At 58.1% G+C, this 14,196-nt stretch carries 10 protein-coding genes; 6 read left to right on the forward strand and 4 right to left on the reverse strand.

Translation table 11 applies throughout. From position 1 onward, the window contains the following. Nucleotides 1-73 precede the first annotated feature (73 nt). Nucleotides 74-961, reverse strand: a complete 888-nt coding sequence (locus BZ163_RS32375; protein WP_128874336.1) for a DMT family transporter — start codon at nucleotides 959-961, stop codon at nucleotides 74-76. 96 nt (nucleotides 962-1,057) lie between these two features. Here BZ163_RS32375 and BZ163_RS32380 point away from each other — a divergent pair, with 96 nt between their 5' ends. The 3 genes from BZ163_RS32380 (at nucleotide 1,058) to BZ163_RS32390 (ending at nucleotide 3,486) form a co-directional block, all read left to right on the forward strand. Then, nucleotides 1,058-1,846 (forward strand): helix-turn-helix transcriptional regulator, encoded by a 789-nt coding sequence (locus BZ163_RS32380; protein WP_128874337.1) that lies wholly within the window; start codon nucleotides 1,058-1,060, stop codon nucleotides 1,844-1,846. A 72-nt stretch (nucleotides 1,847-1,918) separates the two neighbouring features. Further along, entirely contained in the window at nucleotides 1,919-2,224 is a 306-nt protein-coding gene (locus tag BZ163_RS32385; RefSeq protein WP_128874338.1) for a PsiF family protein, read from the forward strand. 248 nt (nucleotides 2,225-2,472) lie between these two features. Continuing rightward, entirely contained in the window at nucleotides 2,473-3,486 is a 1,014-nt protein-coding gene (locus BZ163_RS32390; protein ID WP_128874339.1) for an AI-2E family transporter, read from the forward strand. A 58-nt stretch (nucleotides 3,487-3,544) separates the two neighbouring features. On the opposite strand, the gene BZ163_RS32395 is transcribed toward BZ163_RS32390, so the two are convergent. Next, a complete protein-coding gene (locus BZ163_RS32395; protein WP_128874340.1) occupies nucleotides 3,545-4,819 on the reverse strand; it encodes an Hsp70 family protein in 1,275 nt (424 codons plus the stop codon). 298 nt (nucleotides 4,820-5,117) lie between these two features. On the opposite strand from BZ163_RS32395, the gene BZ163_RS32400 reads away from it, so the two are divergent. Both BZ163_RS32400 and BZ163_RS32405 read left to right on the forward strand, forming a co-directional pair. Beyond that, a complete protein-coding gene (locus BZ163_RS32400; RefSeq protein ID WP_128874341.1) occupies nucleotides 5,118-6,065 on the forward strand; it encodes a DnaJ C-terminal domain-containing protein in 948 nt (315 codons plus the stop codon). Nucleotides 6,066-6,088: 23 nt separating this feature from the next. Beyond that, on the forward strand, nucleotides 6,089-6,394 hold the full coding sequence (locus BZ163_RS32405) for a chaperone modulator CbpM (protein ID WP_128874342.1): 306 nt from the start codon (nucleotides 6,089-6,091) through the stop codon (nucleotides 6,392-6,394). 49 nt (nucleotides 6,395-6,443) lie between these two features. Here the strand turns inward: BZ163_RS32405 and BZ163_RS32410 are convergent, their stop codons facing one another. Continuing rightward, nucleotides 6,444-7,505: an RHS repeat-associated core domain-containing protein gene (locus tag BZ163_RS32410; protein WP_128874487.1), complete on the reverse strand. Its 1,062-nt coding sequence runs from the start codon at nucleotides 7,503-7,505 to the stop codon at nucleotides 6,444-6,446. 57 nt (nucleotides 7,506-7,562) lie between these two features. Continuing rightward, nucleotides 7,563-8,687 (reverse strand): sensor histidine kinase KdpD, encoded by a 1,125-nt coding sequence (locus BZ163_RS32415; RefSeq protein ID WP_128874343.1) that lies wholly within the window; start codon nucleotides 8,685-8,687, stop codon nucleotides 7,563-7,565. Between the two features lie 252 nt (nucleotides 8,688-8,939). Here BZ163_RS32415 and BZ163_RS32420 point away from each other — a divergent pair, with 252 nt between their 5' ends. Next, nucleotides 8,940-14,183 (forward strand): NEL-type E3 ubiquitin ligase domain-containing protein, encoded by a 5,244-nt coding sequence (locus tag BZ163_RS32420; protein WP_128874344.1) that lies wholly within the window; start codon nucleotides 8,940-8,942, stop codon nucleotides 14,181-14,183. Nucleotides 14,184-14,196: the final 13 nt, after the last annotated feature.

Here is a 14,196-nt window from a genome sequence, read left to right on the forward strand (position 1 = left end):
ATCGTTCTTCGCGAGCAGGCTCGCTCACATTGGACTCGGTTGCCCACAGAGCCTGCTCGCGAATGACATCAGATCAGGCAGCGCAAGGCCTACGGCGCAATACGGTGGTCCAGCGCTCCGAAACAATCACCCCGGCCAAGGTCAGGACCCCACCCACCAGGTGATACATCGCCAATTGCTCGTGCAGCACCACCGTCGCAATCAGTGCCGTCATCAACGGCAGCAGATTGAAAAACAGTGTGGTCCGGCTCGGCCCCAGGCGCATAACCGCCTGCATCCAGGCCAGGGGCGCAATCATCGAAGCGAGCAGGCAGGCGTACAACACCAGCGGAATGTTTTGCAGGGTCAATCCGATTTTCGGTGATGTGAGAAACAGCGGAAACAACACGACTACCGCCACCAGTACTTGCAAATACAGCAAGACCAGCGGCGGCAAGCGCAATTGCCACTTTTTCAGCAGGGTGCTGTAGATCGCATAGGCCAGGGTGGCGATCAGCATCATCGCGTCGCCCAGATTGACGCCGTGATCCAGCAAGGCGCCGAGGCTGCCGGAGGAAATCACCACCAGCACCCCGGCAAACGACAGTACCGCACCGGCCAACGCCCCGGCAGTCAGGCGCTGGCCCAGGCTGACGATGGCCATGGCCAGTGACATCAGCGGCATCAGTGACAGGATGATCCCCATGTTTGTGGCCGAGGTCAGCGTCGCGGCGAAATACGCCAGGCTTTGATAGACCGCCATGCCCAGCACGCCGAGGATGAAGATCTTGCCCAGGTTCGGGCGGATCGCCGGCCAATGGGCAATTACCGGTTTGAGCATGAACGGCGTGAACAGAATCCCGGCCAGCAGCCAGCGATAGAAGCCAATCTCGGCGGGGAAAATCGCTCCAGCCGACATTTTGGTGATCACGGTGTTGCCGGCCCAGATGAAAATGGCCAGCAGGGGATACGCGTATTGCATTGGGGAAAACCAGAACGTTAATGAGGGCTGATTATCGCCTGTCTGGATTAATGCCTATACTGCGATCCAGACAATCTGCCACTGATTCCGGACAGCATGAACAGTAAACACATCGATCTGCTGGATTTCAGCGTGCTACCGGCCCCGGTCTATTTCCGCTACGCCGACTTCAACTCCCACGAGTACGCCTCGGCCCACCGTCATCCGTGGGGTACCCTCGAGTATTCGGCCAATGGTGTGATGCACATGGAGATCGGCCGCACCCGCTTCATGTCGCCACCGCAGTACGCGGTGTGGGTGCCGCCGCAGGTCGAGCACAGTTTCCGCAGCAATCAGCCGATCAACTACCGCGCGGTCTGTCTGGCACCCCTGCTATGTCGTGACCTGCCACAACAGGCCTGCACCCTGGCGATCAGCGATATTCTGAAGGCGATTCTCAAGGACTTCGCCACGCGGGATGTGAAGATTCCCGAGTGCGACGCCGACAAACGTCTGGCTCAGGTGCTGGTGGATCAACTGCAACTGGCCCCGGTGCATGAGTGCTATTTGCCCTACGCCAGCAGCCCGGGATTGCTCGGCATTCTGGAAGCCATGCACGCCGAACCTGGAGATCATCGCCCCCTTGCAGACTGGGCCGCGCAAATCCATGTCAGTGAACGCACGCTGGCGCGCCAGTTCGTGCGCGAGTTGGGCATGAGTTTTGGCGAGTGGCGCCAGCGGTTGCGCTTTCTGGCGGCGATTGAAGCGCTGGACAGCCATCGCAGCATCCAGGAAATCGCCTTCGATATGGGCTACAGCACTGGGTCGGCGTTTATCGCGATGTTTCAACGCCAGTCCGGATGCACGCCGGAGCAGTATCGACGCAGCCAGCTGGAGAGCCGATGAAGGTGTAACAGGAGTTGTCTACACTGCAGAGCGAGGCCGCGCCCCTCGCTGCGGCAACAAGGAGAAAACTCCATGAAGATGTTGCATGTCCCTTTGTTGATGATCGGTGTACTGATGTGCGCCCAGAGTTTCGCCGCCACTGACCAACAGAACAAGATGACCACCTGCAACGCCGACGCCACCGCCAAAAGCCTCAAGGGCGATGAACGCAAGGCCTTCATGAGCACCTGCCTCAAAGCGGCGCCGGCAGCGGAGGCCGCCAAACCCATGACTCCCCAGCAACAAAAGATGAAAACCTGCAACGCCGATGCCGCGACTAAAGCCCTCAAGGGTGATGAGCGCAAGGCGTTCATGAGTGACTGTCTGAAGAAAAAATAATCGACTGGGGGCGAGATATTTGCGGTGACGGTACTGGCCCCATCGCGGGCAAGTCCGCTCCCACAGGGGGCTCGAATGTCTGCACATTCTTTGTTCAGCACAGATACCGTGTGGGAGCGGGCTTGCCCGCGATGAGTCCTGAAAGATTACTGAAAGTCCCACTAAGGTCAGACCCACACAATCCCTAGTGCTGTCACCGGAACGCTGGCAGACTGCCAATCCTTTTACGCCGTTCGTTTTGAGGCTGTATGCCAACGTTTTCTCAACGCCAAGTCTTGCTGATAATCAGTTGGGTCATCATCTTTGGTGGTTTGCTGCTGGTGATCCCGTTGCGACTGCTGCCCAGCCTGCTGGCCGGTCTGTTGGTGTTCGAACTGGTCAATATGCTCACCCCGCAGTTGCAGCGGCTGATCGAAGGCCGGCGTGCGCGCTGGCTGGCGGTGGCGTTGCTGGGCACATTAGTGGTGAGTGTGCTGGCGTTGATCTTTGCCGGCGCCATCAGTTTTCTGCTGCACGAGGCGGAAAACCCTGGGGCTTCCCTCGACAAATTCATGGGCGTGGTCGACCGGGCGCGCGGGCAACTTCCGCCGTTCATCGATGCCTATCTGCCTGCCAGTGCCGCCGAATTCCGCGTGGCGATCGGCGAGTGGATGAGCAAGCACCTGAGCGACTTGCAACTGGTGGGCAAGGATGCGGCGCACATGTTCGTGACGCTGCTGATCGGCATGGTGCTGGGCGCGATCATTGCCTTGCAGCGGGTGCCGGACGTGACTAAGCGCAAGCCTCTGGCCGCCGCCCTGTTCGATCGTCTGCACCTGCTGGTCCAGGCGTTTCGTAACATCGTGTTCGCCCAGATCAAGATTTCCCTGCTCAATACCTTCTTCACCGGGATTTTCCTGGCGGTGGTCCTGCCGATGTTCGGCATCAAGCTGCCGCTGACCAAGACCCTGATCGTGCTGACCTTCCTGCTCGGCCTGTTGCCGGTGATCGGCAACCTGATGTCGAATACCCTGATCACCATCGTCGGTTTGTCGCTGTCGATCTGGGTGGCGGTGGCGGCGCTGGGTTACCTGATCGTTATCCACAAGCTCGAATACTTTCTCAATGCGCGCATAGTTGGCGGGCAGATCAGTGCCAAGTCGTGGGAGTTGCTCTTGGCAATGCTGGTGTTCGAGGCCGCGTTCGGCCTGCCGGGGGTGGTGGCGGGGCCGATTTATTATGCGTATTTGAAGAGTGAGTTGAAGCAGGTGGGGATGGTTTGATCAGGTATTGATCTGACTGTGGCGAAGGAGCAAGCTCCCTCGCCACAGGTCTTTCAGGTCAATCCATCGTGCCGTAACGTTTGGCCGCTTCAATAGCCAACCCACTGCCGATGCTGCCAAAAATGTTCCCCTCCACATGCCGCGCATTCGGCAACATCGCCGAAACACTGCCGCGCAGCGCCGGAATCCCGCTCGAGCCACCGGTGAAGAACACCGTATCCACCTGATCGACCCGCACATTCGCATCGTTGAGCAACTGCGTGACGCTGTTGCGCACGCGCTCGAGCAGGTTGTCGATGGCCGATTCGAACAGCGCCCGGCTCAGCTCCACGCTCAGCCCCGGCTCGATGCGGTCCAGTGGCACATGCCGGCTGTCGGCGTGGGTCAGCTGAATCTTGGTTTCTTCCACTTCCATGGCCAGCCAATGCCCGGCGCGCTGGTCGATCAGCTTGAACAGGCGGTCGATGCCGCCCGTGTCTTCGATGTCGTAGCGCATGCTGCCCAGGGCCAGGGTGGACTTCTGCGAGTACACCGAGTTGATGGTGTGCCAGGTTGCCAGGTTCATGTGGTGGCTGGTGGGCATGTAGGCGCCACTCTTCATGCGGCTGCCGTAGCCGAACAGCGGCATCAGGCCCTGCAGGCTCAGTTGCTTGTCGAAATCGGTCCCGCCGATGTGCACGCCGCCGGTGGCGAGGATGTCGTCGTGACGGTTGTCGTGGTTGCGGCGCTCGGGCGACAGGCGCACCAGCGAGAAGTCGGAGGTACCACCGCCGATGTCGACGATCAGCACCAGCTCTTCCTTTTCGATGGTCGACTCATAGTCGAACGCCGCCGCAATCGGTTCGTACTGGAACGACACATCCTTGAAACCGATGGCGCGGGCCACATCCACCAGGGTGTTTTCCGCTTCCTGGTCGGCCATTTCATCGTCGTCGACGAAGAACACCGGACGACCCAGCACCACTTCATCGAACTCCCGACCGGCGGCCGTTTCCGCGCGTTTCTTCAATTGGCCGATGAACAGCCCGAGCAGGTCCTTGAACGGCATCGCGGTACCGAGGACACTGGTGTCGTGCTTGATCAGCTTGGAGCCCAGCAGGCTCTTGAGCGAGCGCATCAGGCGGCCTTCGTAGCCTTCGAGGTACTCGTGCAGCGCCAGCCGGCCGTACACCGGGCGACGTTCTTCCATGTTGAAGAACACCACTGACGGCAGGGTGATCTTGTCGTCCTCCAGCGCGATCAGCGTTTCCATGCCGGGGCGCAGCCAGCCGACGGTGGAGTTGGATGTGCCGAAGTCGATACCACAGGCACGGGCTGGAGATGCGTTTTTCATGTCTTTCAGGTTCCGGTTAAAAAACGGCCGCGCAGTGTATGTCACTGCGGCACAGATTCGAAGGCCGACTATCCGCTAAATCTCAGCTATTAGCGCCTTGAAAGACTATCCTTTGCCCCAAACTTGTCTGCATTGGGCCTGGCAGCCACCGGACGATCGCAAGAACCGCCCACTGCTGCCGATAAACTTCTGATGCGCCGCCCGGTCACAATCTTGAGATCGGTCAAACCCGGTGATGCAAATCAAGTGCATGCTCTGGCAGGTGGCGCGATATCGATAACGGATGGTGACTCCCACGATGGACTTCAAAGATTATTACAAGATTCTCGGTGTGGAACCGACTGCGGACGATAAGACGATCAAGGCGGCTTATCGCAAGCTGGCGCGCAAATACCACCCCGATGTCAGCAAGGAAAAGGACGCCGAAGCCAAATTCAAGGATGCGTCGGAAGCCTATGAAGCGCTGAAAAGCGCCGACAAACGCGCCGAATACGACGACTTGCGCAAATACGGCCAGCACGGCCAACCGTTCCAGGGGCCGCCGGGTTGGCAGGGACGAGGCGCGGGCGGTTTCGGTGGTGGTCAGGACACGGGCGATTTTTCGGATTTCTTCAGTTCGATCTTCGGCGGCCGTGGTCCTGGTTTTGAGGGTGGACAGTCGCGTCGCAGCACCGGACGTCGAGGGCAAGACGTGGAAATGGAATTACCGGTTTTTCTGGAAGAAACCCTCTCGAACGAGTCGAAGAAGGTCAGCTTCCAGGTGCCGCAGTACAACGCTGCGGGCCAGCATGTCAGCAACACCAGCAAAAGCCTGAACGTGAAGATCCCGGCCGGCGTGGCCGACGGCGAGCGTATCCGCCTCAAGGGCCAGGGTGCACCGGGTGTCGGTGGCGGCGCCAATGGCGACCTGTACCTGATCATCCGTTTTGCGCCGCACCCGAAATACGATGTGGAAGGCGAGAACCTGATCATCACGCTGCCATTGGCTCCTTGGGAGCTGGCGCTGGGCACTGAAGTCGCGGTGCCGACCCTGACCGGCAGAATCAATCTGAAGGTCCCGGCTGGCAGCCAGAACGGCCAGCGCATGCGCGCCAAAGGTCATGGCCTGATGAACAAGACCGGCGAGCGCGGTTACCTGTTCGTGCAACTCAAGGCCGTCATGCCTAAAACCTCGGACGACGAGGTCAAGGCGCTGTGGCAGGAACTGGCGAAAAAAGCCGCTTTCAATCCACGAGAAAACTTCTGATCCAAGAGACGGAGTAGCCCACCATGAGCAACCCCCTGATCGTTCAACTGGACATGGCAGAATTCTGTGAGGCGACCGATTTGTCGGACGTCTACGTGATCGAAATCGTCGAACACGGCATCCTCGAACCTCAGGGCGCGCAGCCCAAGGATTGGCGTTTCAACGATTATGAGCTGGCGCTGGCCAAGCGTGCCGCCAAGCTGCGGCACGACCTGGAGCTGGAGTGGGAAGGTGTTGCTCTGGCGCTGGATTTGCTTGAAGAAGTCCAGCAGCTACGGGCGGAGAATCGGATGCTCAAGCAGCGATTGGGGCGGTTGGTGGTTGAGTAATCGTTTTCGCGAGACGATTCTCAACCTGTATCAACCCGACTTCGATTGCCTATTTTTTTGCGTTCCTGACTGCGCCACTTAGTTGGGATAAAGAGATTTTTTGGACACTTTTCTGCCTGGGGTTGCCATTAGCGTCATACGTGACCGAGTAATGACGGGAGGCGCCATTCGCTAACGTTCTTGTTGGAGGAACTGGAGCATATTCTGAGCGATGGGATGAAATAAGGGACGAGGGAGTCGATGAATTAGAAATGGTATGGTACAGCGGCTCAACCGGGTTAGAGGCCGTACTATACAAAGGCTCAACTGAGATAGAGACGTTACTGTACAAAGGCTCGGAATTAACAGGTATGACGTTTCTCTTTGGTGGCCGGGGCGGTGGATTGCTTATCGGCGAGACCGTTCCTAGCGTACTGTTTTGAGGTGGAAGCGGGGGTAAACGTTCTGTCGGTGGTTCTGGCAACGGCCTCTGCTGGATGTTTGAGGGCCGGGCTGCAGATGACGAGGCCACTGGAAATGTTTCATAGCTATTAGGATGAGAGGCAGTCCTAGGAAGTTGGTGAGGTGGGGAAGGCGACCTCGTAGAGCGAAATTTAAATTTTGGTAATTTTATATGCCCAGTCGGATCCGAAAAATTCACCGGATCCCCCACACAATACATATATGCATTCAACCCACCTCCCCCAAACGGGCTCCAACTGTCCGGGCTATGAAAACGCATCAATGTCGGGTTGTAAGCTCGGTAACCACTGCCCAGCAAATACCAGCCGAGGTGCGGCTCGAGCAATGCACCGTTGAACCCGATGTTCGTCGCTACATCTTCCTGCGCGGTCTGCTGGCCGTAGGCGGAATAAGCGATGGAGTTAGGCTTGCCACCTGCGATTTCAGCAAGTACCGAGTTTTTGTTGTCGGCAGCCAGCAGGGCGGTGCGCGACTGTTGTGAGGATGTGTGGTTATCAGCAGGTAACTGAGGCATGGCGCAGCCTTCCTTGGTGAAAGTGTTGATAGTGTCAGCGCCCCAGTCTGATTCTGCTGCAGAGTATTGGGAACTAGCAGAACTGATAGTCAGGCGCCCCCTGGCGCTGGATCTGCTGGAGAGAGCGGCAAACATCAACGGCAAGATCAAAAGATCGCAGCCTGCGGCAGCTCCTACACAAGCGTCCTTGTTTCAAGTCCGCCGGGGCAACACCACGGTAAACAGCGTGCCCTCGGCCTCACTGGAGCTGACCTCGATCGTCCCTGCATGGGCGTTGACCACTTCCTTGACGATAAACAAACCCAGTCCGAGGCTGGTTGACGGCTGGCCAAGTTCTTCGTCGGCACTGCGCACCAAAGGATCGAAGATGGTGCCAATGGCATTCTCGGGAATCGGCGTGCCGTGGTTGAGCACCGTGAGACGAACCGTATCTGGTTCGCCAATGAGCCTTATCGTCACATCCCGTTTGTTCGAACCATGCTGCAACGCATTGCCGATCAGGTTTTGCAGGAGTTGACCCAGGCGCCCTGCATCCCAGACGCCTCGGGTGTCTCCTGATACGTCGAGTATCGGATCGCACTCCGGGTTGCCGGCACAGGCTTCGGCGATCGCGGCATGGGCGGCGTCCGCCAGGTCCATGGGGACGGGTTCGATCGGCAGGCTCTTGCCCAGGCGACTGCGCACCAGCTCCAGCAAATCGCCGACCATCACCGCCATGTGCCGCGCGCCGCGCTTGATGTTGATCGCGCAGGTCAGCGCATCGCCCTCGAGCGTCACCTTGCGCAGCAGCAGTTCGGTGGACATGCTCACCGCTTGCAACGGCGCGCGCAGGTCATGGCCGAGGATCGCCAGAAAGATGTCCCGCGAATGATTGACCTGTTCGGCATAGGCCGCGGTGGACTCGGCAAGGGCTTCGTCGATGGCTTCATTGAAGCGGATCATGTCCTGGAAATAGGTCATGTCCGGCGACTCCAGGCTGCCTACCCACAGACGAATCACGCAGGCGCGCAAATGGCGGAACTCGGACGTCATCTGCACCAGATCGAACCCGACGTTGTGGCGCAGCTCTCCATGACAGGCCGCGGCCTCGTCCAGGCTCGGGGTTTTCTCCGGGCCTTCGCCTTTGGCTTTGGCCGCCTGTTCGCTGGCGGTCTGTGCCTTGCGCATATCGGCTGCCGCGGCGAGCAGGATCGACTTCGCGTGATCGCGCAATGTCGTGCGGTCCAGCGAATCGTCGGCGCTGATGGCATCGGCAAATGTTTCCCATTCATCAACGATACGATCTACGTGCTGCACAATGAATTCAGGTAAACGCATGACTGGGCATCTGCATGGCAATGATAGCCATTGAGTGTGGCGCATCCTGGCGCCTTTGTCGTGCCCCTGCCGCAAGCGCCGATGAAGCGGTATGGATGTGCACACAAGGTAGTCATTAATTATTTTTTCATGCTGTTAATTGAATGGTTATGACCGCTTGCCCAGCAGTGTCCGTTGTTTTTTTCGATTTGTTGTTTCAGGTGTGTGGTGAGTAAATTGAAGGCTCAATTGAACTGCATACGGATATGCGATATGTCTGAATCCCCTATGGAAAACACCACGGTCGATGAGCCCGACGAACATGAAAAGGGTCGTCACTTCGACTTCATAAAAAGCACTATTCCCGAATGCCTTGTTCAGGCCTCGCCGCTGCGGCGCAAGGTACTGAAAGACACTAAGCCCACTCTTCCAGATTGGTATGAAAATAGTTCGGCGGATCAGCGCAGTGTACTGAAAGCGTTAATAGAAACCGACTGTCATGCGCAGAATAAATGGGACAAGACCTTGGCTGGCGTGGACAGCATCACCGCCTTTGCCAAGCCCTTATTGACCACGGCCCTGGCCGAAGCGGGTATAGACCTGGATGTCGAGGAAACCTGGGTGCGACTCTATTACCCGGTAGATTACAAGTTTTTCGGTATCTCGACGGGCGTGAGCACTGGCGATGTACGTAGCAGAACCTTCTCGTTGCTGCAGGCGGCATTGCATAACTTCGAAGCCTTCGAGGCCGGCGAGCGTTACTTCGATAGAAACTCCACATTCATTACCGAACCCGACGCGCAGGGACGCTTCGACGTTCTGTCTTGCGAGCTTGAAATTTCGCAGTTCGTCACGATCTGTCGAAAGCTGGATATAGGGGGTCAGTATGAAACCTATATCAAAGACATTCTTTATGAGGGCGGCACGGCGCATCAGCAGGCATTAAGCCAGGCTTACATCGATAGCAAAAAAACCGCCATGAAGGCCGCCGCCTATGCAGCCCTCCTGAACAGTGATATCGAACTCGCACATTACGAAATGTTGGTCGAACTGATCAATGAACAGCCTGTCGTCAGGGATAAAAGCAGCCGACGCCCCATCAGCTATAGCCCGCTCCAGCTGATGGGGTACGAAATCGCCGAGTGCGCAGTGTTCTTTGCAACCCACGCCAATCGTTACGATGGCAGCTATGTCATTGCCTGGATTCCGGACGATCCCGAACACCCGATAAAAAAATACGCCTCGTTCGCGGACTTCGAAGCGCAACTGACCCATCAACTGATGTACCGGCCTCGGGGCAGCCGAATCGATAGCGCCAGGGACGCGCTCACCGACTATCAACGCTTTTTCAGCCGGTTCATCGGCGAAAAGGACCGGGGTCGTTTTTTTCTTCGATTTACCCAGAAGGTCCTGGACGCGCCGTCCGGCACTTACTGGAAAGACCAGGTGCGCGGTTATCTGAAGTATTTGAGCCCGGCGTCAAGATTGGTCGGTCCCGTAGAGGATCGGCACTGGCGACGAGACCCGCAGGAGAACATCGATTTGCAGGCCAAGCTGCCGCTGAACTTTCAGTGGGTCGGCATGGCTGGCATCTGGACTGAGATGTTTCGTCAGAAACGTCGGCATATGCGAGAGGACGCGCAAGTCCTTGCCGTCTCCACCGCCACCGAGGATGACCTCACGCGCGAACGTCGGCTCTCCAATTACCTGAATATCGGCCTGTCTGTCGTCGGTATTGCCGCGTTCGTTGTGCCGCCTGTAGGCGCCGCCTTGCTGCTGGTCACCGCGGACCAGTTGTTGTTCGAGACGATCGAGGGTGTGCGCGAGTTGAGCCAGGGTGACAAGGAAGCGGGCTGGGCCCACATCACCGATGTCCTGGAGAACCTGGCGACGATGGCGGCACTGGCGCCGGTTTTTCACTACACGGTTTCGCCTTTCGTCGAAGGCTTGAAGTCGGTCACCCTGCCCAGCGGCAAGACGCGGTTGTGGAAGCCCGATCTCCAACCCTACGAGCGAAACATCGAGTTGCCGGCAAACTCCAGGCCCAACGAGTTGGGGCTGCATCGGCATGCCGGTGAAAATATTTTGCCGCTGGAGGGCAAGCATTACGCGTTGAAAGAGCAACCGCATTCCGGAACATTCCGGATTCAGCATCCTGCTCGGGAGGACGCCTACCAACCCGAGTTGAACCATAACGGCAACGGGGCCTGGAGTCACGAGATGGACACGCCACTGGAGTGGCCGAAAAGCAAGTTGTTACGCCGTCTGGGCCCCTCGGTGGATGCCTTTACCGAGCGTGAGCGCGAACACATGCTCAGGGTCAGTGGCACACATGAGGACGTACTGCGTCGAATGCATGTCGAGGGTGAGCCGACGCCGCCGCTGCTGGCCAACACTCTCGCACGGTTTCAAGCCTATGCCGATGCCGGCGAAGTGGGGACGCAGATTCGTCGCGGGCAACTGCAGAATGACCTTTGCGGCTATGCCGCTTCCTTGATGGTCGAGCTGCCAGGGTGGCCCCGTGCCAAAGCGATAGAGGCGTTCGAGGGCGCTGATTTGAGCGGCCACTCCTTTCAATATGGTGATATCGCCGCACCGGCTTCAGACGTCATCAGGGTCAGCCGAGCCGAGCTTATGGCGGGGCAATTGCCGGAGCGTGTGCTGACCTTCCTCAGCGAGGAGCAAATCAAAGGTCTGGTCGGCCAACATGTCGCACCGCAGAGGCAGGCGCTGACCTTGCGAGACCGGCTGGCCGACCATGCAGATCAGGCCAGGGCGCGGATCTTCCAGAGTTTGTCCCAAGACCGGGAGAAAGCGGGAAATTCCCGGACTCAGTTGGTCCAGCGCAGCTTTTCCTCGGTGCCGACCCAGCTCGCAAGCGAATTGTTGGAGGATGCGACGCCCGACGAGCAGCGCCAGATGAAAACCACCGGGCGTCTACCGTTGCGATTGACGCAAAAAGCGCGTCTGGCGCAGCAAGAGGTGCGCCTGGCGCGGGCTTATGAGGGGCTTTTCCTGGGGACTCTGGCGATGCCGGACACTGAAAGCCTGGTCCTGCATACGCTGGGGAAACTACTTCACTCGCCGGGCGATTTGCGCATCGAGGTCCGGGATGGCTCCTTCACCGCAGCGATACGAGCCAGCGTCGGCCCCGAAGATGCCCTTGAGCGCAAAGTGTTGGTACGTACCGGGGAGGGGCAGTACGAGGCACGCGACGCCAGCGACAATCATTTACATGGAAGGGATGACCTGTATGCCGCCCTTCAGCACGCCTTGCCAGATGCTCAACGTAGATCCCTGGGTGTGCCCCACGTGAGTCAGGGGGCCGATCTCGAGGCACTGATCCAGCAACACGCACTCGCGCGTGATGAATTGCGCGCGGTTCTGAAAATGCAGGCGCAACGTCAACCGTTCTTCAGGCCGCTGACGTTGTTGCCCGACGGTCGGCGCGGCTACCCATTGAGCGGTCGCGGCCAGAATGTCTGGGAGCGGATTATCGAGGAGCGGGTCAGGACGCTCTACCCCGATTTTACCCTTGAAGACGTCGATGAATTCGTTGCAGCCCTGAATGCTCGAGACGACTCGCCAGAGCACCAGCTGAAACGGCTCGAGCGGGAATACAAGCAATTGGATCACCGCCTGCAAACCTGGTTGCGGGCGCCGAATGAGTGGTCTGGCGCAAGAGACAGCCCGCAGTACGTCAGCGAGTGGGGCGCGAGGATAAGAATCGTCAAAGCCCTCAAGCAAGCCTGGCAAAGGACCGGTCCTAAAGACTATGACGCCTACGGCAATTATCGCGGCCAGAGCATTGATCTGAGTGACACCTCGTTGCAATACCAGCTGCGCAGCTTACCGACGCTGGAAGCGAATTTCGATCATGTCACCCGGCTGAAATTGAGTCGTTCGCAGTTCAGCAATTTAGTCGAGGGGGTGCTTGGACATTTTCGCCAGCTGCGTGCCCTGGACCTCTCCAGTAACCAGCTGACCCGCCTTCCTGCAGCGATCAGCGACATGCCGCACCTGCTTGAACTGCACTTGGGCAATAACCAGATCATGTTGACCGGGCCAGCCATCGAGAGCATCAAGAACCTGACCCGGCTAAAAGTACTCGGGATGGAAAACAATCCCCTGGCTTTGGCGCCCGATGTCAGCCGAATGCCTGACTTGCACATACTGAACCTGTCGAACACCGGCCTCGCCACCTGGCCTGCCGGGACCTTTGCCTTGCCCCGACCCCGGCACTTCGACTTGAGGTTGGTGAATAATCCGATCACCCAGTTGCCCGTGGTAGCCCCGGGTTCCGTGCGGGCTGAAATAGTGGCACGCACGCTGATCAGTCGTGAGCCGCCATGGCTTTCGGCAGAAAATCTTGCAACCCTTGACACCTACATCGAGTCGGTAGGACTTGATCCTGACCGGCGACCGCCCAATTCGGTGATGTCCGATAGCCGCTTCTGGATCAACGCGCTGCCGCCGCAGGAGCGGGCGACGCCTGAATTACGCGCGTTAAAACGTGATCTCTGGGGCGCGGTGGCGGACGAGTTCGGTTCCGAGGCATTTTTTGCTGAAATCAAAAAACTCGCCGGCTCCTCGGATACTTTTCCCGAGTATCGAACCGAGCTTGCCGGCAAGGTCTGGCGAATGCTGGAGGCGGTAGCCGAAAACCCCGAGCTGCGCGAGAGGCTCTTCCAAGACGCGTTTGTTCCCTCCACCTGTGTCGATTGCGGGGCTCAGCTGTTTAACGCCATGGGCATCGAAGTATTGGTTCATGAGGCCTACGGCCTTGTCAGCAAGGACTTGGTGGAAGCGGAGCTGGTGAGTCTGGCCAAGGGCAAGTCACGTCTGAATGAGTTGGGCAGGATTGCCCGGGCGAGGGTCAAGGAACTGCTGGAGCAAGGCCGCAAACTTCCTGAATATGATCAGGACGGCGACCTGATCATACAGCGGGATGAAGAGGGAAACGCCGTCAGGTCTATTGATGAAGTGGAAATTCATCTTGCCTATCCCACAGCTCTGGCCGAGCGCCTGGATTTGCCTTGGCAGTCGCGCAGCATGATGTTCGAGGAGAACGATGTAACGCTGCTGCTGATAGAGGCCGCCTACAAGCGAGTACTCGCGCTTGAGGAAGGAGATCTTCTGAGGGATTCAATTATCGAGCAGGATTTCTGGAACCAATATATCCAGGGTGCCAACCGCAAAACGTTCAACGCTATCCGGCGTCAAATCGACGCGGTGTTGGACCTGCAGACCGCACAACAGCAATGGTCGCAAACCGCCGATGCGTCGGCGCGTACGCGACTGCGCGAAAAAATCACGACACTGGCGACGCTACTCGGCAAGCAGCCAGTCGATGTCCCTCCCGGTCGCGTGATGACAAATGATGAATACACGGCAGAGCTTGATGTGCTCAATACCGAAAAGAACAACCTGCTGAAGAAACTGACCCGGGAAGCAATGGCTAGAGCCAAACTTCAACGCGTCGAAATCCCCCTTGCGGTGCAGCCGGATAACCGGTGAGTTGTCGTTGAAT

The organism is Pseudomonas sp. VI4.1 (assembly GCF_002029345.1).
In the GTDB taxonomy this organism is placed as follows: Bacteria; Pseudomonadota; Gammaproteobacteria; order Pseudomonadales; family Pseudomonadaceae; genus Aquipseudomonas.